Source organism: Flavobacterium kochi (genome assembly GCF_048286715.1).
Taxonomy (GTDB): domain Bacteria; phylum Bacteroidota; class Bacteroidia; order Flavobacteriales; family Flavobacteriaceae; genus Flavobacterium.
The window spans coordinates 31,067-51,630 of record NZ_JBLVPW010000004.1 but is presented as its reverse complement, the minus strand read 5'-3'; the positions used below and the strand labels follow the sequence as shown (position 1 = coordinate 51,630).

General features: G+C 33.6%; 20 protein-coding genes. 18 read left to right on the top strand and 2 right to left on the bottom strand.

What is annotated here, in order from left to right; genetic code table 11:
- Window positions 1-90 precede the first annotated feature (90 nt).
- The 3 genes from ACNQGH_RS05010 to ACNQGH_RS05000 all read left to right on the top strand — a co-directional run bounded on the left by ACNQGH_RS05010 (window position 91) and on the right by ACNQGH_RS05000 (window position 3,246).
- Entirely contained in the window at window positions 91-1,518 is a 1,428-nt protein-coding gene (locus ACNQGH_RS05010; protein ID WP_417954889.1) for a C1 family peptidase, read from the top strand.
- Between the two features lie 606 nt (window positions 1,519-2,124).
- Window positions 2,125-2,595, top strand: a complete 471-nt coding sequence (locus ACNQGH_RS05005) for a DinB family protein (RefSeq protein WP_417954888.1) — start codon at window positions 2,125-2,127, stop codon at window positions 2,593-2,595.
- A 198-nt stretch (window positions 2,596-2,793) separates the two neighbouring features.
- Window positions 2,794-3,246 carry a GNAT family N-acetyltransferase gene (locus ACNQGH_RS05000; RefSeq protein WP_417954887.1) on the top strand — a complete coding sequence of 151 codons (453 nt, stop codon included), beginning with the start codon at window positions 2,794-2,796 and terminating at the stop codon, window positions 3,244-3,246.
- A 269-nt stretch (window positions 3,247-3,515) separates the two neighbouring features.
- Here ACNQGH_RS05000 and ACNQGH_RS04995 read toward each other — a convergent pair whose 3' ends face one another.
- Together ACNQGH_RS04995 and ACNQGH_RS04990 are read right to left on the bottom strand one after the other, a co-directional pair.
- On the bottom strand, window positions 3,516-3,953 hold the full coding sequence (locus ACNQGH_RS04995; RefSeq protein ID WP_417954886.1) for a DUF1330 domain-containing protein: 438 nt from the start codon (window positions 3,951-3,953) through the stop codon (window positions 3,516-3,518).
- A gap of 128 nt (window positions 3,954-4,081) precedes the next feature.
- Window positions 4,082-4,294: a hypothetical protein gene (locus ACNQGH_RS04990; RefSeq protein WP_417954885.1), complete on the bottom strand. Its 213-nt coding sequence runs from the start codon at window positions 4,292-4,294 to the stop codon at window positions 4,082-4,084.
- 979 nt (window positions 4,295-5,273) lie between these two features.
- On the opposite strand from ACNQGH_RS04990, the gene ACNQGH_RS04985 reads away from it, so the two are divergent.
- The 15 genes from ACNQGH_RS04985 to ACNQGH_RS04915 all read left to right on the top strand — a co-directional run bounded on the left by ACNQGH_RS04985 (window position 5,274) and on the right by ACNQGH_RS04915 (window position 20,560).
- Window positions 5,274-5,837, top strand: a complete 564-nt coding sequence (locus ACNQGH_RS04985) for a Crp/Fnr family transcriptional regulator (RefSeq protein ID WP_417954884.1) — start codon at window positions 5,274-5,276, stop codon at window positions 5,835-5,837.
- A 209-nt stretch (window positions 5,838-6,046) separates the two neighbouring features.
- Window positions 6,047-6,442, top strand: coding sequence for a DoxX family protein (locus ACNQGH_RS04980; RefSeq protein ID WP_417954883.1), 396 nt, complete (start codon window positions 6,047-6,049; stop codon window positions 6,440-6,442).
- A gap of 251 nt (window positions 6,443-6,693) precedes the next feature.
- Complete coding sequence (locus ACNQGH_RS04975; protein WP_417954882.1) at window positions 6,694-7,761, top strand: sensor histidine kinase; 1,068 nt, start codon at window positions 6,694-6,696, stop codon at window positions 7,759-7,761.
- Window positions 7,754-8,449 carry a LytR/AlgR family response regulator transcription factor gene (locus tag ACNQGH_RS04970; protein ID WP_417954881.1) on the top strand — a complete coding sequence of 232 codons (696 nt, stop codon included), beginning with the start codon at window positions 7,754-7,756 and terminating at the stop codon, window positions 8,447-8,449. The genes ACNQGH_RS04975 and ACNQGH_RS04970 overlap by 8 nt, the downstream gene beginning before the upstream one ends.
- A gap of 561 nt (window positions 8,450-9,010) precedes the next feature.
- Window positions 9,011-9,535 (top strand): hypothetical protein, encoded by a 525-nt coding sequence (locus ACNQGH_RS04965; RefSeq protein WP_417954880.1) that lies wholly within the window; start codon window positions 9,011-9,013, stop codon window positions 9,533-9,535.
- A 333-nt stretch (window positions 9,536-9,868) separates the two neighbouring features.
- Complete coding sequence (locus ACNQGH_RS04960; RefSeq protein WP_417954879.1) at window positions 9,869-12,253, top strand: TonB-dependent receptor; 2,385 nt, start codon at window positions 9,869-9,871, stop codon at window positions 12,251-12,253.
- 50 nt (window positions 12,254-12,303) lie between these two features.
- Window positions 12,304-13,128, top strand: coding sequence for a DUF4249 domain-containing protein (locus ACNQGH_RS04955; protein ID WP_417954878.1), 825 nt, complete (start codon window positions 12,304-12,306; stop codon window positions 13,126-13,128).
- Window positions 13,129-13,304: 176 nt separating this feature from the next.
- Window positions 13,305-13,877 (top strand): Crp/Fnr family transcriptional regulator, encoded by a 573-nt coding sequence (locus tag ACNQGH_RS04950; RefSeq protein WP_417954877.1) that lies wholly within the window; start codon window positions 13,305-13,307, stop codon window positions 13,875-13,877.
- Between the two features lie 799 nt (window positions 13,878-14,676).
- A complete protein-coding gene (locus tag ACNQGH_RS04945) occupies window positions 14,677-15,414 on the top strand; it encodes a hypothetical protein (protein WP_417954876.1) in 738 nt (245 codons plus the stop codon).
- Between the two features lie 313 nt (window positions 15,415-15,727).
- Window positions 15,728-16,246, top strand: coding sequence for a hypothetical protein (locus tag ACNQGH_RS04940; RefSeq protein WP_417954875.1), 519 nt, complete (start codon window positions 15,728-15,730; stop codon window positions 16,244-16,246).
- Window positions 16,247-16,273: 27 nt separating this feature from the next.
- Window positions 16,274-16,987: a curli-like amyloid fiber formation chaperone CsgH gene (gene csgH / locus ACNQGH_RS04935; RefSeq protein ID WP_417954874.1), complete on the top strand. Its 714-nt coding sequence runs from the start codon at window positions 16,274-16,276 to the stop codon at window positions 16,985-16,987.
- Between the two features lie 16 nt (window positions 16,988-17,003).
- Entirely contained in the window at window positions 17,004-17,405 is a 402-nt protein-coding gene (locus ACNQGH_RS04930; protein WP_417954873.1) for a curli production assembly/transport component CsgF, read from the top strand.
- A gap of 1 nt (window position 17,406) precedes the next feature.
- Window positions 17,407-18,810 (top strand): CsgG/HfaB family protein, encoded by a 1,404-nt coding sequence (locus ACNQGH_RS04925; RefSeq protein ID WP_417954872.1) that lies wholly within the window; start codon window positions 17,407-17,409, stop codon window positions 18,808-18,810.
- 33 nt (window positions 18,811-18,843) lie between these two features.
- The gene (locus tag ACNQGH_RS04920; protein WP_417954871.1) at window positions 18,844-20,328 is read left to right on the top strand and encodes a hypothetical protein; all 1,485 of its coding nucleotides are present in this window, start codon (window positions 18,844-18,846) and stop codon (window positions 20,326-20,328) included.
- A 55-nt stretch (window positions 20,329-20,383) separates the two neighbouring features.
- A complete protein-coding gene (locus ACNQGH_RS04915) occupies window positions 20,384-20,560 on the top strand; it encodes a hypothetical protein (RefSeq protein ID WP_417954870.1) in 177 nt (58 codons plus the stop codon).
- The last annotated feature ends 4 nt before the right edge of the window (window positions 20,561-20,564 follow it).

The following is a 20,564-nucleotide window of genomic DNA, read 5'->3' as shown; positions in this document are numbered from 1 at the left end:
CCTATCGTTTTTTAGCCCATTCAGATAATAGATTTTTTTAGGAAAAATAAAATAGGGTAGTTTGTTGAAAATATTTTAAAAGACTTTATTATGAAAACAAAAACTTCTATTTCAATTATCCTGCTATGTATCGGAATGGTAATATATGGGCAGAATAAAAAACAAAACCCATTGGAAGGTTCCTGGATGGGTAAAGTTGATTCAAAGGACTTAGCATCAAGAGAATTGGTGCTGTTTAGATTTGAATTAAAAAACAATGCTATTAAAGGTTTTATGGATTTTCCCGAAAAAAGAATAAAAGATATCTCCCTTGATAAAGTATGGAGAGATAAGGATAGTGTATTTGCAGATGCAAGAAAGTCATTGGGATGGCCAGAATCAGCTCCATTAATTTTTAAAGGAGTAATTATGCCCGGAGATTCAATTATAGAAGGTGTATGGGGGGGCGACAAACCGTTAAAATTAAGAATGACCAATTATGTATTTACACTTAAAACTAATTTGAATCCAAAAATAGCAGGTTATAAAATAATCAAACTGATAGACAGCACACCTATTAAAGATCAGCAAGCCACGGGTGATTGTTGGAGCTATGCCACCACATCATTTATTGAAACTGAAGGGATTAGACTTGGAAAAAAACCTGTTGTACTTTCACCAATGTTTTTTGTAAGACCTACTTACGTAAATAAGGCGGAGAACTATATAAGAAGGAATGGAAGCAGTTTTTTAGGCGAAGGTGATTTAACGTTCAGCGTAATAAAAGCATACAAGGAGTATGGTGCTATTCCAGAAAGTGTCTATTCAGGAAAATTGGATTCTGAAGCTAAACACGATCATGCCGAAATGAATAATGCCCTATTGGAAAGGGCTAAATTTTATAAAAACTCACATGGTGATTTAACACCAGAACTTTACCGAAGAGATATGGATGAAATCCTGACCCGAACTTTGGGCAAGGTTCCCGATACTTTTGTTTATGATGGAAAGCAATTTACTCCTAAATCGTTTGCAAAGGAAATGATGGGAATCAATCCTGCTGACTATATCGAAATCACATCATTCAGCCACCATCCTTTTTATTCAACCTTTAATTTAGAAATTGAAGCCAACTGGAATAATAATCACTATTTAAATCTGCCATTAGATGATTTTAGTACCATCATTGATGATGCCCTGATGCATAATTATTCCGTTTGTTGGGACGGGGATACCTATGAAGGCTTTAATGATGGTTTCGCAGTTTTGGGGGATAATAAAATTATTACACAACAGATTAGACAGGCAGCATTTGATAATCGCACCACCGAAGACGTGCATAACATGCATATTATCGGAATGGCAGAGAACGAGAAAGGCAATACATTTTATATCGTGAAAAATTCGGCTGATGGTAAGGATTGCGGAGGGTATCTTTATATGTCGAAAGAATATTTACTTTTAAAAACAATTTCCGTTATGATCAACAAAAATGCCATCCCAAAGGCAATATTGAAGAAAATAGGGAAAGATATTTAAGATTTTTGTCTCTTCTCAATATGATCTGACATCATTAGAAATGTTACATTCAGTTGAGAAGAGATTTTAAACACCAAATAATATAATCCATATACAGTTAGTGAGACACTACCAACTTGATGAATTTTGAGTTGGATAGTGTCTTTCAAAATGAAAGCATCTCTTTTAATTTATTTAATCCGTAAAAAAGCAATGCTACATGGATTAATTTTTCGACCTAATTTTGGTATTCAATCTTAAATTAAGTATCAAAGCTACCTGTTTTTCTAATTTAGCTATGCAATAAAATATCTCACGATAGAGTAAAAAGATTGTTATTTGTCTTCTTTTGACGCTTTTTGGTCTTAAATAACACAATTTTAATCAATAATTTTACAGAACTAAATTATAATGTAAAATCACAAATCTTGGCTAAGTTCTGTGCCTCTGCAGCTATTAAAGATGGAATTGAATTAGCAGGAAAACGTGTATTTGAAATAGAGTCAATGGACTGAAGATAAAAAAAAAAGATAATTTCCATCAATAATAAGCTTTCTACAAAAGTGTTTCTTTTTCAAGTTAAAGCAATTGCAAAAAGATAAAAATTGTATTACTATTAAAACAAATATGGCACCAATTGAAATCATACTAGTAAATTTTGAAGAAATTAGGAGAAGAAGTATAAAAATTTGGTTAGGAATTAGCCCCGAACATTATTTTTGGAGTCCTGACACAAATGCAATGAATTGTATTGAAATGGTAAGGCATGTTTTAGAAGGCGAACATTTATTTCACATGATTGTAAACAATCGTGGAAATATTGGAAACTATATTTCACCATGGACAAACAGACCCTATCTAAATATACAAGAAGAACTTGACTTTGCAAAAACTTTCAGAGAAAAGTTTCTCGCAACAATCGAAAATTTTGAGCCCTACGACCTTACTTCAATTGAGATAGTCCGTTCCGAAAAAAGCCAAAAACGAAAACTGGGTGACTATTTGCAAAGAATTGCTTATCACGAAGCAGTTCATGCGGGACAAATGCTTTATTATATGAGAACTTTTGGAATTGAAAGACCATTAATTTGGGATTAAATATTCAAAAGAAATAAATAACATAAGAACGAACACAAGACACTATTGGTTTAGCCGGATTAGGAAGATAGTTTTAAGTAGTAGTAATTTTGATTTTTGATTTGGTTGATAGTAATCCAAAATGCGAATCCTAATTTTAGTCCAAAATCCGCGCTAATCCATAATGAATCTCAAAAAATAGAGAATAGTAAAGCAAAAATGAAGACAATAGAAATTAAATTTGAAGACTTTTTAATAACGACAGACAAAACAAAAATGGACATTGTCGCCATTCACGACTTTTTATCTAATTATTCCGGTTGGAGTAATAATATCCCGCTAGAAAAAGTAAAAGCAGCTATTGACAATTCCCTTAATTTTGGACTTTTCCATAAGGAAAAACAAATTGGATTTGCGAGAGTAATCTCAGACTTCTATACAATTGCATATTTAGGGGATATTTACGTATTAGATGACTATCGAGGAAAAGGCCTTTCAAAAAAACTAATGGATCTAGTAATCAACCACCCAAATTTGCAAGGACTACGACGTTGGATTTTATTGACTTCCTCTGCGGATTGGTTGTATGAAAAATATGGGTTTACAAAACTAACCAAACCTGATATATACATGGAACTTTACAAACCTGATATCTATAAATCTCTTTTATAAAAGCAATGTTAATTTAAAGTGATTGATCTGGAATATAAGGAAACCTTTTTATTAAGCTATTTGAAAGAATGGTAAATCACAGCTTTGTATTTAAAAAAGAAGTAGTCAGCTACGTAATTCAATATAGTATCAAAAAAGATTGGTTTTCACTTCTGAAAATCCTACCAGATAAACTTTATTTAAATCTTGCTACTCCCAATACTATAATTTATGGTTGGTATTATTCCCGTTTTGAAATGCCTCAGTCTTCCTTCATTTGTAGTTGCCTTTTAGATTTCATTTTCTCCGTTTTTATTTTCAATTATTGGTAATAGTCGGGAGTCTTCCAATGCAGCAGTTCGATGTCCAATACCTTTCATATAGTCCTGGTTTGATTCAAAAGCAAGGAAACCATTGACACTATTTTGCCGAATTAACAGAACCGCATCCCAATGTTCATTTGTGGGGCCTATCAAAAAAGCGCCCCCTTTCCCCATAAATAAAATTTCTCCTCCTGATTTAGTTAAAAAAGGTAAAGTATGTTCAATATAAATTTGATAAGCTCTTTTCCCGCTTATTGGTTCGTTTGGAATAAGTTCTGGGGTAGCAGAATAGTCGGCTATTTTGCGAAAGCGGATGAGGTTGAGCATAACAACGCTTCCCTGAATTTGCTTCATAATAAAGTCTAGTCCCGCTTCTTGCGTCGGCATTAAATATTTTTCGGACATTGTTCGTCAAGGTTTCAAAGTTGCTCACAGGGCTGTACCTAACAGTTGGACAGGAACTTGATCACTTTTTTAAATTTTTTGTTCTAAAAATCAAGTATTACCGCTCGCAGCTCTATAGGATTCTGTTTTTATAAATTCTTAAATCTTACGACATTTCTTTCTGGAATTAAGCATTTTATACTTACGTTCCTATTCCAAAAATTTTCGATATATTTTGTATGTTGAATTATACCATCAGCTACTTTAATTCTGGTTTCAAAATTTTTTGCTAATTTTAGAGGTAATTCTATCTCAAAAAGAATATAGTTAATTCCGTCAATCGGATAAATTAATTTTTCCATTTTTTTTTTGTTTAAAAGCTGAACTGCAACACTATTCTTAACATTATTAAAATAGACCTATTTTGCATCATTTTTGTACCATTTAAAAAATGTAGATTTATTTTTACTATTTGTACCATTTGTACCATTTGTACCATTTGTACCATTTCATAGATAAATTGCAATTGACGATTACAACACAATGATCATTTCGTTTTTTTTATTTACTGGCATGTTTTTTATAAAAGACAAATCTTTGAATTATAGAATTAATTTTACTAGACAAAAGTCTAGAAAAAAAATTGTCGAACATTATTTCTGATTCGGCTTAAATAGCAATTTGTCACCCTAAAGATCGATGCTAAATAGTAGAAGAGATTTTCTTCAAAAGTCGGATTCCTATTTTTCCCATTTTTCTCCTATCGCTTTCACCACCTGGCAATATAGATTGTGACGATGGTACCGATACCATTTTTAGAAAATCCCATCCAGCTCCATTTTCGTCCTGTTCTCAAGATGGGATCTGGAAATAATTTAGGATCTAAATTCTCTAAATATTAAAAAAAAATATCTGTACCAGCGGAATTAATTGGATCGGTCAAATTTCCGCAATTATTCAATTTGCTATTTTTTTGCTACTATGACGTATAGCACTTTAGACTAGTATTGGTGATCACTTTGCCTTGAACTACCCTTATTGAAGTATTTTTATTTCTTAACTAAGGTTCATGAGATTAAAAGTTGTTCCTAGTATTTTTGTCATCTGATTATCAGGTATGACCATCACGATTAGCAATAGCAGCAAGAGTATTATTGATTATGAGTTATCTGCTTTAGGGGTTAATAAAGGAAATAAAAAGGCAAAAAAATAGTAATAGGTGTTGTGCTTCCTTTTTTAAGAATACATTTTCTTACTGTGTTTCCTAATTTTTCTCTGAGCTCTTTTATGGATTATAACTAACTGCAAATAAATAAATCTTATTTAATAAATGAAACAGGCATGGTAAAGCTAAAAAGATATTTTGATATGTTTGGTTTTGAAGAGGATGATTTGGATAGAATTTTAAATTCATTTAGACTGCAAATATTTAGAAAAAATGAATTTTTTATAAAAGAAGATAAAATAAGCAACCATTTAGGTTTTGTTGAAACAGGCGTGTTTCAATATTACGTTTTGAAAGAAGGAGAAATTAGAACAACCTATGTTTCAATTGAAAATACTTTTATGTCCTCACGTTTAAGTTTTGTAAATGAGACCCCTGCTACTGAAAACGTAAGGGCATTAACAGATGGAAGCGTTTGCATCATTAGTAAAACCAATCTTAAAAAATTGATAAATGAAATTCCCACTTTCAAAGATTTCTATATTGGGTTTTTAGAGAGTTCTATTTGCAGCATCGATGCTAATCGTCATGACCTTATATTGCTAAGCGGGGAACAGCGCTATCAGAAAATGCTAAAAGAAGAACCGGAGCTTTTACAAAAGATTCCGCTGCAGTGTTTAGCATCCATACTTGGTGTCACGCCTAGGCATTTAAGCCGTATCAGAAATAATATACGGTGATTTTTGTACCCTTTATCTCGTGAAATTAGTTTCTATTTTAAAGGGGGGTGTTTTTTTTCTGTTTTTGAAATAGAATGCTTTCGGAATTAAAAAAAAATATATAATTAAAATTCACCTGATGATGGGATAATTTAGAATACAGAATGAATAGAAAATTTTTGGAATTGGTACGTAAGAAAAAAACTTTAATCTTTAATTATTTGTAAAACATGAAAACAGAATACAAAAAAAACATTTATTTATATTGGACACTTTTAATACTATTAGCTATCTTCTTTACCATAAGCGGTTTTATGGAAATAACCAAAAACCCATTTATATATCCAAAGACACTACGGATGGGTTATCCACCCTATTTTATAATGGCGCTTGGTATTTCAAAAATTGCCGGAGTTATTGCTTTGTTGATACCTAATCTAAAACGACTAAAAGAGTGGGCTTTTGCAGGCTTCACTTTTGATGTGATTTTTGCTTTTATATCAGGGCTTGCAATAAACAGCAATGCCGACTGCATAAAATCAGCAGTTGCATTTTGCATATTAATGCTGACCTATTTCTTGTTCGTAGAAAAAGATCGTCAAGAAGTTCGTAAAGTGACAGCATAAAAGAGTGCTAAGTGGTTTGGGTTTTTAGCGGTGTCATTGGTAATCAAAGTTAAATTTTATACAAGTCCCATTGCATTGCTTTTTGATCTCATTTCAGGAATTTTTTCCTGTTCCGAATTAACAATTCTATTTGGTTGTACGAGGCAATCTGCAAGAGCCTTTCTTACCCTTGCAGATCTCTAATTTGTATCTATTTTCGAAACACTCTAAAATCATCTGATTTTGTTGTTTAAATCGCTAAATTTGAAGTTATGAAAAAATCAATCGTTATTTTGTTACATATTGGTTTTTGGGTATGTTACCTGTTAATCATAACAATCATGTTAGCGGTTTTCTACAGAAGCAGCAATCAAGCAGTGGATCAAACAGCACGTATTGTGAATGCCTTAGAAACCCTATCTTTATTTGCATTATTACCGTCGATCATCACATTTTATACCTATTATTTCGTACTGTTCCCCAAATATCTTCAGAAAAGGAAGGTTTTACTTACGATAGTTTTTGGCATAGTGATTTCAACGGCAGCGGCCGTAATAGGGTATTACCTGCTTCGGTATTTCATTGAATCCGGACAAATTATGGATATGGACGAGGGCGGTAAAAAAGGCCGGTCTACAGATACTATCATAATAATTATGGTAAGTTTTATTGCTTCAATATCCGGCATCGGCGCACTGGTTATTAAAGGTTTTATTACCTGGTTTGACGAAATAAAATTGAAAGAAGAATTGAAACAAAAAAACCACGAAACAGAAATGGCATTGCTGAAAGCCCAGCTGGATCCTCACTTCCTATTCAATACTTTAAATAACATCGATGTTTTGATATTAAAAGATGCCACAGAGGCTTCCAATTATTTAAATAAACTCTCCGATATTTTACGTTTTATGCTGTATGAAACTAAAACAGATAAAATTTTACTTAAAAAAGAGATCGAATACATTGAAAAGTACATAGAATTACAAAAAATAAGAACTGCAAATTCAAATTACGTGAGCTTTCAGATAGAAGGTGCTCTGGACAATAGAACAATAGGTCCAATGGTTTTTATTCCATTTATTGAAAATGCCTTTAAGCATAGTACTAATAAGAAATTAGACAATGCTATAAATGTTCAACTATTTATTAATGAGGAGAACATCATATTTGTATGTGAAAATAAGTTCGATTCAGATCGGAAATTTAAACAAGAAAGCAACGGTTTAGGTAATGATCTTATTCAAAAACGTCTAAATCTGATTTATCCAGAGAAGCATATATTAGAATTGGACAGTCAAATCAATCTTTATAGTGTGAAATTAACAATTAAAAATGGATAAATATTCTTGTATTATAATAGAAGACGAACCCTTGGCTCTCGAGAGAACTAAGAGTTTTGTTAACAAAATACCCTTTCTTAATCTGCTTGATACGTTTGACAATGCACTTAATGGTCTTTCTTATTTAAAAGCGAATAAAGTCGATTTACTTTTTTTAGACATTAATATGGATGAATTATCAGGTATTGAATTGCTTGAAAGTTCAAAAATAGAAAGTCAGGTTATTATAACGACAGCTTATCAGGAGTATGCTTTAAAAGGTTATGAACTTAATGTAACGGATTACTTACTAAAGCCTTTTACTTTCGATAGGTTTTTAAAAGCGGTAAACAAGGCTCACGAATACATTAATCAATACCCGACTAACTTGGTATTAGATTTTATTTTTGTGAAGACTGAAAATCGATTGGAGAAAATAAATTTAAGGGATATTTTATTTATTGAAGGAATGAGAGATTACCGGAGAATTCATACGATAGACAAAAAGATTATGACGCTACAGAATTTTAGTGAACTGGAACAAATCATACCTTCCAATTTGGTTTGCAGAGTTCATAAATCATACATGGTTGGGATTAATAAAATAGAATCTATTGAACGAAACAGAATAAAAATTTCTAATCAGAGAATCCCAATATCAGAAACCTACAAAGAACTTTTTTTTCAAGTAATTAACAATAGAATATAAATTCTCACTAAATGTTTTGCAGACCTAAAATAGGAGTTTGCAGACATCTTCACTTGCTTGGCATATTTAAATTGCAGACCTGACTTTATTCCTGAACTTTTGTATAAATTATTATCAATTCATACATAAGGAACAATTATGGAAAAGCTTATTTCTGCCTATCTGCTACTTTCTGTTTTATCGGGGCTGGCATATTGTCAAAACTTAACCCACAGAAATAGAAAAGGGAAAACTAAAACTGTTTCCCCGAGCTCTGACTTACCTCACAGTTGGAATATCACAGCCAAAAAACAATTGTTGTCACACTCCTTCGGAATGGACTATAAATTAAATTTTAATTATACTTGACAGCAATATTAGCTCCTTAGCAGTGGTGTTAATATATAAAAAAGAAGTTTTTATTAAATACCAGCAGGAATACAAAACACCTTTATTCTTTGTCATCTTTTGACGTCTTTTTGGCTGACATTAGTAAGCCATCATCAATACTTTAGCACTCGTCTAAAAATAATGAATTTTAATCGAACAAAAACAAAACAAAAAAATTAAAACAAAAAATCAATGAAAAAGGTAAGATTAGTTTTAACATTAATACTTCTTTCAAATTTTACTTTTAGCCAAAATAAAGAGACAATAGATAAAAAAGAAATAAAACAAATTTTAAATTCCTTTATGGAGTGTATTGTAAAAAAAGACAGTATAAAGTTTTACAATCTCTTTCATAACGAACCAATAGTTTGGATTGGAGTTATTAAGGATAAAACCCAAGAAGTCGTATTGAAAAAAGACAGCACAAAGAATAATTATTTTGAAAGTACTTATAAAAAATTCTATGGATTTATTTCTGATACAGGTACAGATGAAGAAAAATTTTACAACATAGCTATTAATGAGGACGGTAGCATTGCATCAGTCACGTTTGATTATAGTTTTTGGAAAAGTAAAATAAAGACAAATTGGGGTAAGGAAAGTTGGGGACTTGTTAAAATAAATGGAAAATGGAAAATAACAAGCGTCCTCTTCTCCCTTGAATCAGAGAAAATTAACCCGGAACCAAAAGAGAAAACAGCAAGACTGACTAAATAAACGATTGCGCTAGATAATTGATTTTAAATATATTGTTCATAATCAAAGTTAATTTCACATCCGTCCTATTCAACTACATTTTTGTCCTATCCTCCCTTTTAGTGCTTGAAATATATTTGCTGAATAAATAATAAAAATAGGGAAAAAAATTTCTAGGATATTTTCAAAATAAAAAAAATATCTGATGTGTGGAAGTAAAAACTTAAATGGATGCAACCAATAGGAGATTAATGCAGGATTAGACAACTAAAATGTATACCTAAAAGCAAAAGTTAGTATTTGTTTACATATGAATTTCAAACTAAAAAAAATATAATAAGAAAATTAATGATTATGAATGCAAAAATAATTTATCTGCTGACTCTAATACTTTTACTCTTTTACAGTAAAATGTACACCCAAGAAAAATTCACCCTAAGCGGGACTGTAAGTGATGCCAAAAGCAACGAAACAATGATTGGGGTTAACGTGTATATCCCTGAATTAAAAACGGGCACTACCACTAACGAATATGGATTTTATTCCATTACGATTCCTAAAGGGCACTACGAAGTTCAAGTGAGTTATATGAGTTTTCAAACAGTAATGGAAAACATTAATCTGGACAGAAACACCAAAAACAACTTCAGGCTTTTCGATAGTGAAGAACAATTACAGGAAGTGGTTGTCACAAAGGATAGAAAAGCAACCAATATTAGAAAAGCTGAAATGAGTATCAATAAACTTTCTATTGCTACGATAAAAAAAATGCCGGTGGTGCTTGGAGAAGTCGATGTGCTGAAATCTATTTTATTGCTTCCCGGAGTCACCAATGCTGGAGAAGGCGCTTCTGGTTTTAATGTTCGTGGTGGCGGAGCGGATCAAAATTTAATTCTTCTCGATGAGGCTACTATTTTTAGTTCCTCACATGTTTTTGGTTTTTTCTCGGTTTTTAACCCTGATGCGATAAAAGATTTGAAATTGTACAAAGGAGGAATTCCGGCAAGATACGGAGGAAGAGCTTCTTCTGTTTTAGATATCTATCAAAAAGACGGAAGCAGTACCGGTTTTCATGTGAATGGCGGAATTGGATTAATTTCCAGCAGGTTACTTGCTGAGGGACCGATAGTAAAGGACAAGGGTTCCTTTCTTATTGGTGGTCGTGCTTCTTATGCCCATTTATTTTTAAAACTTTCAGAAGAGCAGAAAAATAATGCGGCCTATTTCTATGATTTGAATACGAAATTATCATACAAACTAAATCCAAACAACAATTTATACCTGTCGGGCTATTTTGGTCGCGATGTTTTTAGTTTAGACAAAAGTTTTACCAATACCTATGGTAATTCAATTTTAAACTTGCGCTGGAATCATTTATTTAATGAAAAATTATTTTCAAACCTATCGGTAATATATAGCGACTATTATTTTGGATTAGATTTAGATTTGGTTGGATTCAAATGGGATTCAGGAATAAAAAATTACAATATAAAATATGATTTCAAGAACTATATTTCAGATAAATTCAAATTAAATTTTGGTGCAAACGGTATTTATTACGATTTCAATCCTGGAACAATAAATCCCACCAAACCAAATTCAGGAATAAATTTTGAACAGCTCGATAAAAAATATGCTTTTGAACCCGCAATATATATAGATGCTGAACAAGAAATCTCTAAAAAAGTATCACTCTCCTATGGTTTACGATACAGTATGTTTTATCGGCTAGGTACATCGGCAACCAATATTTATGCCAATAATGAGCCGGTTACTTTTAACCAAGACGCACAAATTTACGAAAAGGCAACTCCCATCGGAACTAAATTGTATGATAAAAATAAAGTAATTCAAAGCTATAATTATTTAGAGCCGCGGTTTTCTATCGCTTATGAATTCCATACAAACCAATCTCTAAAAGCAAGTTATAACAGAATGGTCCAGTATTTACAATTGGTTTCAAACACGTCATCACCAACGCCGCTTGATATTTGGACACCTAGTGACAACTTCATCAAGCCACAAATTGCGGACCAGGTAGCTTTGGGTTATTTCAGGAATTTCAACGATGATAAATATTCCCTGGAAGCGGAAACCTTCTACAAAAAAATCCAAAATAGGATGGACTATATAGACGGTGCTAATTTGATAGCAAACGAAGCGATAGAACAGGTAATTCTTAACGGGCAAATGCGCTGCTATGGTTTAGAACTGATGTTGCGCAAAAACGAAGGAAGGTTCATCGGCTGGATTTCCTATACCCTTTCAAAATCGGAACAGCAGACTCCGGGAAGAAACAGTTCTGAAATTGGGATCAATAATGGAAAATGGTACAGTTCGGCCTACGATAAATTGCACAATCTTGCCGTTACGAGTTCTTATAATTGGAATAAAAAATGGAGTTTTGGCGCTAATTTTATTCTCCAGTCAGGCCAGCCCGTTACCTATCCAAACGGACAATATACCTATCAGGATGTTTTGGTGCCCAGTTATGGGTTGAGAAACGAAAACAGGTTACCTGTTTACCATCATTTGGATATTTCTGCAACACTGACTCCTCATAAAAACGACAACCGAAACTGGAAATCAGAATGGGTATTCAGCATCTATAATCTCTACAATCGTAAGAACGCCGCATCCATAGCTTTCAGGCAAAATACGGATACCGGAAATAATGAAGCCTTGAGAACCTCCATTTTCGGAATAGTTCCGGGGGTCAGCTACAACTTCAAATTTTAGTAATTACAAAATAAGCGTTCATCCCTTATTCATTATAAAATAAAGAACAAATGAAAAATAAAATAAATCTAATAATCGTACTACTGACAGCCGTCTTTTTCAACAGCTGTACGGATGTTGTGGATATTCCACTGAATACCGAAAGGCCAAGATTAGTCATTGATGCTTCCATAAACTGGCAAAAGGGGACAACAGGCAATAATCAGACTGTAAAATTGACCACGACAACTGATTTTTACACAAACGTAATACCGGTAGTTTCAGGCGCAACGGTTTTTATAAAAAACAGTTCAAATGTCCGTTTCAACTTTATTGAAACACCCAATACAGGAGTTTATATTTGTGGTAATTTTGCTCCGGTTCTTAACGAAACCTACACTTTGACGGTTATCAATAACGGTCAGACCTATACCGCGACAGAAACCCTGAAATCTGTCGCCGCAATCACTTCAACGACGCAGGAAACACAGGCTGGCTTAGGTAAGGATTTATTGCAGCTAAAAACTTCTTTCAATGATCCCGCAGACGCTGATAATTACTATCTCTACAAATATAAATTCACAAAAAACCTAAAACCGGAATACTCGCTGGATGATGATCTCTTTTTTCAAGGAAATACCTTCTTTAGCCTAGTGCTGGAAGAGGATACCAAACCCGGTGACCAGGTGGAAATTACCCACTATGGAATATCAAAGGCCTATTTTAATTACATGAATATACTATTAAAAGTTGCAGGATCTTCGGACGGAGGGCCCTTTCAATCCCCACCTGCCGCTGTGAAAGGAAATATAAAAAACCAAACGAATTTTGATAACTATCCTATGGGGTATTTCAGATTATGTGAAACTGATGTGAAAAATTATACCATTCAATAAATTATTCATATCTCTTTTAAGGCAATAAGGATAAGGTCAGTATGTACTTGTGCATTTTGTGATACTACTCTTTTCTTTTTCTTTTACAAGTAATACTGTTGCTTGTTCTCTTATAGAAAATTCATAAGGACCTGGGTTAGCAATTCATTATTAGACAACACATCAAATAAAAAATTATGTATTCAGAATTAATTAATAAAATAAAATTATTCATTAAACTTTCAGAAAAGGACGTCGTTATTATTAGAGAACTTTTTCAAAGAAGAGAAATAAAAAAAAATGACTATTTTTTAAAAGAAGGACAAATTTCTACGCACATCTGTTTTGTGCAAAAAGGGTTGTTCAGGTATTATATCAATCTGGAAGGGGAAGAAAAAACTTTTTATTTTGGGCACGAAGGCTGTTTTATAACAGATTATGAAAGTTTTGTTCCCCAAATAGCAACGGTGCAAAATATTCAGGCATTGGAAGACAGTATCGTCTTTACTATTTCTTACAACGATTTGCAACAATTTTATTCTAAAGTTGAAAAGGGAGAACGTTTTGGAAGGCTTGCACTAGAGCATGAAATTATAGATGTGGTTAATAAATTAAAATCATTTTATAAAGACAGCATAAAGCAACGTTACGAAAGTTTTATCAAAAAATACCCGGAAGTCCAACAACGGATTCCACAGTATCATATCGCTTCTTATGTAGGTGTCAAGCCACAGTCTTTAAGCAGAATTAGAAGAAGAATTGCATTCTGATTTCATTTTTTTATGATCCATTATATCAACGATATCAACTTTTTTATAAAATTTTAGCAGATAAAAAATTCATCTTATTTTGGATAGTTTTCGCTTCAGAATTGGCAGTTCGAAAACAAAGAATGCATTTTACAATCATTAAAAGAATGGGCTAAATCCGAAATTTCTTTTGAGATGCACTATGCCATACCCCATAAACCTCATTACTTTATGGTGCTTTTTAATTGGAAATATCTTTTACTTCATTTTTTTTAAGCATAAGGCAGTTACCATTTTGGAAAGTAAAGAGTATTATTCTAAATGCCGTCTACCAAATTCTACGTGGGTAATTTTTTTGAAGGACAGCCTCTGCACACCAATATTTTACCCATCTCATTTTGGACATTTGTCTAGTATTGTCCAGCATATGTTTCTAACCTTTGATGCGTAAAAAATAACAGAAGGTATATTGTAATTACTATTCTATCGCCTTTCAGTAAATGTAGTATGGAAAGTCATTGCTTAAAACAAAAAAAATGGCATAAGCGAATTATAAATCAACACATTGTGTTTTATACAGCTGCAAATGGCGTCTTTCAATCAGGCTTTTCAGGGTCTTTTTTGATCGGTAATCTATGTCATGGTTATTGAAACCGGTTCTGATTAAGTGCTTTAAAAAGATTTTAGTTTGATTATAGTATTCTTTTTGAGGAGATAAGTCTTTATTTTTTGCATATGTGATTGAAACAGTCATTGGACTAGCGTTGTTTTTACTAACGCGATTTAAAATTTGTAACATTACTAATTTAATATATTTATTATGAAAAAAGTGAATTTTTGCATCTCGGCGATGCTTTTTGTAGGAGCCACTGTTATGGCGCAGAGCAACGTTGCAAATGTTGCTCAAAATAATACAGTTAAAGGTTCTGGTAATATTGCTAATAGTGCCAACATTTCTAATATTACTCAGATTGGAAAAGCCAACAATGGTAGCGTTACTGTTGACGGTAACGGAAGTACGGCATATGTAGTTCAAACAGGGACCGCCAGTATCGCTACAGTTGCACAAGTAGGGGATGGTTTAAATGCGAATCAAACACAAGTTGGGTTGCAAAATAGTGCTTCAATAACTCAAAATAACGGTGCTTCAAACAGTTCGTCGACTCAATATCAAAGTGGAAACAATAATTTAGTTGCATCTACTCAAACTTCAGGAACGGGTAACGTATCGTCGCAAATGCAAACCGGAAATTCGAATTCAGCTAGCACTACGCAAGGAGGAGGTTCTTATAATACCGCGACGCAAAGTCAAACCGGGAATTTTAATACGGCAACAGCAACACAAAAAGAAGGATCTAGTAACTATTCGGCGCAAGTGCAGACAGGCGATAGTAATGTTGCCAGTACGTTACAACAAGGAGCCGGAGGTAATTTGGGAATCTCTACTCAAATAGGTAGTTTAAATAAATCGGTATTGGAACAAAATGGAAACAGCAATCTTGCTCAATTGACGCAAAAAGGATTTGGCAATCTATCTGCAGTAATTCAAGGCCAGTAATCCGGATTAGCGTAATTAATAAAACGACTGAATTCGTTTTATTTTCGGGTGATATTATTTTTAATTAAAATGGTATCGCTCATTTTTCCAATTAGCATCTCGGGGCTCGTTCCGGAGATGCTATTGATTTATTTTGCAATGTGAAATTTGTTTAGAGAATCGAATACGAAAATTATTGCTCACAAATGGCTGATATGCCATAAGTACAGATACTAAAAAGTTAATTTTTAGTTTGATGAAAATCTAGGTTTTCAGATCCTTTTTCGAAACAGGACTTCGAGAAAGTAAACCCAATGGGATTAAAAAAAACGCAATGTTACTAAGAAAATGCATTTTTTTGCTTACTATGATTTTTTCCCAAATTGTTTTATCTCAAAAGAAAAACGATGAAGGTTCTAATCCCTCAATTATTGTTCCCAATGGTGACATAGCTTATATTATCGCAAGTATTAATGTGGCTGCAGCCAATAATAAGCCGGTAGAAAAGCCGAAAGCGAGGAACGGGGTGCTAATAGAACAAATCGGCGATTTTAATTTTGTATATACTAATCTGAAGGCGAATACTATAGCTCTTCAAGTTACGCAAGAAGGTGATTATAATTTTTATGAATTAATCAAGGAGGCTAATGTGATTAATGCGAAAGTGATACAAAAGGGAGAAAATAATGTCACTTTACATAATGCATTGTACACAGGGTATGATCTGTATATAGAAACTGTGCAACAAGGAAACAATCTAAAAATCCAAAGTATCGGATCGAATTCTATTTCAGATAATATAAAAATAATTCAAACGGGAACTAATGCTTCGGTGATTATAATAAATAATTAACGGGCTATGATTATAATGAGAATAGCTATGCGATACAAATTAGTGGTTTTAATTCTTGCTTCCGTGATGTCGTTTTCCCAGACCACAAATACTGTGGTTAAGGCCAAAATTGAAATCGAGCAGGGCGGGGGGGATATTAAAGTAACAGGAACAGCTGAAAATCTAACAGAGTTTGTTCAAAGTTTTTCTTATAAGTTGTCGATAATAAAAAAAAGTGATTCTGGAAATCAATCCAATACGACTCAAGAAGGTGTGTTTTCCACAGAACCGAGCGAAAGTAAAAAATTATCCGTTACTCAGGTCAATCTGAAAGAAGGGGATGAAGTGATCGCATTGCTTCTTTTTTATGACGAAAAAAAACAAGTGATAGGAAAAGATAGGGTAGTCTTGAATGGTAGAAAAAAGGACAAGGCAGTGATACTTACCATTGATGGATTTGAAATGAAGGGCTTTGTTTCAGATGAAACAAAAACAAAGATTGGGAAAGATTTTTTTGAAGGGTTCTATCATCTCTATAATGATGAAAAAATTAATGCTTCAAAAATGATTGTTGTTAGTGAAGAATTAAGTTTTGCAAGAAATACTAAGATTACAATCACCATAGAAAATGAAGTAGTCTATGAATTTATGGCAAGACCAGACGACGAGTTTATGAATGATATGGCGGCCAGTTCTATTTATGCCACAAGTTTGTATTTTAAAAATTTAGAAAAACAAGAAAAGTACTTCATACAGTATTGATTTAAAAGTTTGAATCATGAAAATTATATTTCCAATAGTGATTATTTTAGTTTCCCTATCCATGAATGCCCAAGGATTGGTTTACAAACCTATAAATCCTTCTTTTGGAGGTGATACTTTTAATTACCAATGGCTTATGAGTTCCGCTGAATCTCAGAATACATTTAAAGAAAAAGTAGTTGAAACTGTTAAAAAAACCGATTTGGAAAAATTCACAGATCAATTGAATTCACAATTTTTAAGTCAAGTTTCACGGGAATTGTTTGCTAAACTATTTGGTTCTAATGGATTTTCTGCCGGCAGCTATACTTTTGGTAGTTTCTCTGTTGAGATATATCCTGCGACAGACGGATTGACTTTAGATATTTTGGATACCAATACCGGTGATCAAACGCAAGTTATCATTCCAAAAAAATAATATGAGATTACACTATTGTTTGGGAATTCCACTTCTTTTTTTGTTTTTTGGCTGTGCCGCTTTTTATAACCAACCTACGGGGATTGAAAAAGCAATTATCGGCGAAAGCACTTCAGCAACTTCAGTATTGAAATCACTTCCAAAACCCAAAGAGCCAATTGTTGTTGGGATCTATAAATTCAGAGATCAAACAGGACAATATAAGGCTTCAGAAAACGGAAGTACTTTTAGTACGGCCGTAACGCAAGGCGCTACTTCTATATTAATTAAAGCACTCGAAGATTCAAAATGGTTTGTGCCTATTGAGCGTGAAAATATTGGTAATCTACTTCAGGAAAGAAATCTTATCCGTTCCACAAGGCAAGAATATTCAAAAAATGCAAATCCAAATGAAATTCAATTGACTCCTTTGTTATATGCGGGAGTTTTACTTGAAGGAGGAATTATTTCCTATGACTCCAATATCGTTACCGGAGGTTTTGGTGCCAGATACTTTGGCAGCGGAGGTGCGGTGAAATATAGGCAAGACAGAGTGACTGTTTATATTCGGGTGATTTCCACGTCGAACGGTAAAATACTGAAATCCGTTTATGTGTCAAAAACGATACTGTCCCAAGCCATTGACCAAAGTCTTTTCAAGTATGTTGATTTTAAAAGACTTCTGGAAGTAGAAACAGGATATACCACAAATGAACCCATTCAAATGGCAGTTACTGAAGCCATCGAAAAGGCCGTTACATCCTTAGTTTTGGAAGGTGTCAAAGATAAACTTTGGGAATCGGCAGCTCCAATAGAGGAGGTAGATGCAGTAATGTTAAAATACCAAGAAGAAAATGAAGCAGCAGACATAGCGGCAATATACGGAAGATCTTTGAAAGAGCGCAGGTCTAAATTGGCAATGGAAATTTCGGGTGGATTTACTTTAATGGACGGTGACTATGGAAATCCTCTTTTCAGACCAATGGGACGAGGAGTCCTAAAATATTTTTTAACACCATCATTTAATTTGAGTGCCTCGGCCAGCGTCTTTAAATTAGCAAATAAAGATCGTCTGGATGTTGGCTATGCGAGTTTGGATCTTAATGCGGAATTACTTTTGTTACCTAAAGATAAGCTGAGTCCTTTTGTTTACACAGGATTTGGGTATGGGATAAACCCGGCACTTGAGAATTTGCACTTCCAATTCAAGTATGGAGCAGGAGTGGAATATTTGGTTTCTGATACAATTGGAATCAAAGTATATGGCGAGCAAAACCTGAATTTCAGTGATACTGTTGATTACATAAAAAACGGAGTACGAAATGATTTTTACTATCAATTCGGGTTGGGTTTGACCTATTATTTTCCAAAGAAAAAAGCAATAAAGGCCAGACAAGATAATGGTAATGTGACGATATTTAAATAAGGATTATTTCCAAAATACAACAATTGAATACTAATGAAATATACATATATAAAGGTTTGTATGCCTCTTTTGGCGTTACTTTTTTCATGCAGTGAGGAAAAAATAACAGTCGCAGACTTCGGATCTATCGAAGGAAAAGTTGTAAATGGTGTTGATTTTTCTCCTTTGGTAAACGTAAAAGTGTTTACAAATCCAGGCACAAGTATTGTTTTTACTGATATGGAGGGGAATTTTAAGATATCCAATGCAATAGTGGGTGACTATTCAGTTCAAACTCAGGTAGAAAATTACATCACGAAATCTGAACCGGCAACGGTAACAGTGAATGGCAAGGCAACTATTGTCTTTGAACTCAAGCCCTCGGCAACCAATAATAAAGCACCACTAACCCCATCTTTAATTTTGCCGGCAGACAATGACCTCAATCAAAATATTGATGTGAATTTAACATGGACCGATTCTGATCCTGAAAAGGATAAATTGACTTATGAAATAACCTTAAGGAATGATAGAAACAGTGATGTGATTGTTTATTCAAATAATACTTTACCTAACCTTACTCCAAGTGGACTTGCATATAGTACAAAATATTATTGGCAGGTGGCCGCTTCCGATGGGATAAATCCTCCTGTTTTGAGTACCGTACGCTCTTTTACAACCAAATCTTTTCCGGATGGTAGGTTTTTATTCGTGAAAAAAAATAATAACAATAATGTGATTTATTCTGGGGATGATTCAGGGAATCAGGTACAATTGAGCGGTTCTGATGCAAATAGCTGGAGACCCAGAAAGAATAATCAGTCAAAAAAAATAGCTTTTATCCGAGCTAGTGGCACGCAAAATCATATTTACACGATGAATCCAGATGGTTCAGGAGTTTTTAAAGTGACCAATTCAGTTCCCGTTGCAGGTTTCAATTCAGATTTTATTAATTTTTCTTGGAATACATCCGGAAACCAAATTTTATATCCTTATTTTGATAAATTATACAGGATAAACAGCGACGGTACTGGGTTAGCCAAAGTGTTTCAAACACCGAATGGTAAATTTATTTCGGAGTGTGATTGGAGTTTTGATGGAACCAGAATCGCTTTGAAGACGAATGATGCTAGTGGCTATAATGCTGAAATTTATATAATTAATACTTCAGGTGAGGTGATGAATACGGTATTATCAGATGCGAAGGGAGCAATGGGGGGATTAAATTTTTCAGCAACTGGTCATAAATTATTATTTACCAGAGATGTTTCAGGTTTCGAAGACATAAATTACAGGCAATTGGACACTCGCATTTTTGAATATAATTTTGATAGCGGTTTTGCATCGGAACTTGATGTAGAAAAAGCGGCTGGATCCTTAGATTTAGATGTAAGGTACTCCCCAAATGAAGCTGAAGTGGTATTTTTAAGCACCTCTAATGATGGGTTTTCTACCCCTAAAATAGTAAAATTCACTCTGGGCTTGACGCTCTCAAGGAAACTTTTATTTAGTGGTGTCGTTATGCCTGACTGGGAGTAATAGTTGGAATTTGTTTGTTGCTCAGCGGGACTGTCTTAAAAAAACGGCCTCGCTATTGAGTATCAAAGGCAGGGTCATATTTCGGCGGGTCTTCTATATTGCAGGTTCAGAGAAAGCATTTGGATACAAGTACCGTAAGGAAGGATATGACGGAGGCAAGAGTCAGCTTTTGACAAGCAGAGAGCGAATTGGAGGTTGGGTATGGGCCAATACGATGGTTTCGAGAAAATAGCAGG